The organism is Psychrobacter sp. Pi2-52, from assembly GCF_904846705.1.
GTDB lineage: Bacteria > Pseudomonadota > Gammaproteobacteria > Pseudomonadales > Moraxellaceae > Psychrobacter.
In genome coordinates this window covers 1-556 of sequence record NZ_CAJHBS010000068.1, presented here as the reverse complement: position 1 = coordinate 556, position 556 = coordinate 1, and the positions used below count along the sequence as shown (strand labels likewise).

Sequence of the window (556 nt, the reverse complement as noted above, 5' to 3'; positions counted from 1 at the left end):
GTGTTGTACCTAAAAACTTTAACTGTGCACTACTGGCCCTCAGCATTGGCCGAATTAATAGTGGCAGTAACTTAATGGACACACATATACATGTCAAATTTAGACACTCTTTTAGACAATGCCGCAAACGAAGTAGATGGTATCGTAACCACTCAAGACTTGAATGACAAAACCCATCCAAACACCAATGTAGATATTGAAGATCAAATTACCTTTGTTGACCTTGATTTGGCACCAGAGCTTCTTTCTGCCTTAACTTCAAGTGGCTACGAGCACCCAACTCCTATTCAAGCACAATCAATCCCGCCAGCATTAGCCGGTCGTGACTTATTGTTGTCTGCGCAAACGGGTAGTGGTAAAACTGCTGCATTCGTATTGCCAATGCTTGATAAAATCATTCGCGATAAAGCAACTAACAAAGTTGTGCATACTGTAATTTTGACACCAACACGTGAACTTGCTAACCAAGTAAGTGATAGCGTTCGTCAATACAGCTCAAAAACACGTAATATCTTCAGTGTACCTCTAGTAGGTGGCGCACCTTACGGTGGTCAAA

Annotated in this window: 1 protein-coding gene; it reads left to right on the top strand. The window is 41.7% G+C overall.

What is annotated here, in order from left to right:
- Positions 1-90: 90 nt before the first annotated feature.
- Positions 91-556, top strand: a 466-nt coding sequence (locus tag JMY00_RS13555) for a DEAD/DEAH box helicase (protein WP_201580541.1), incomplete at its 3' end; no start/stop codon positions are given.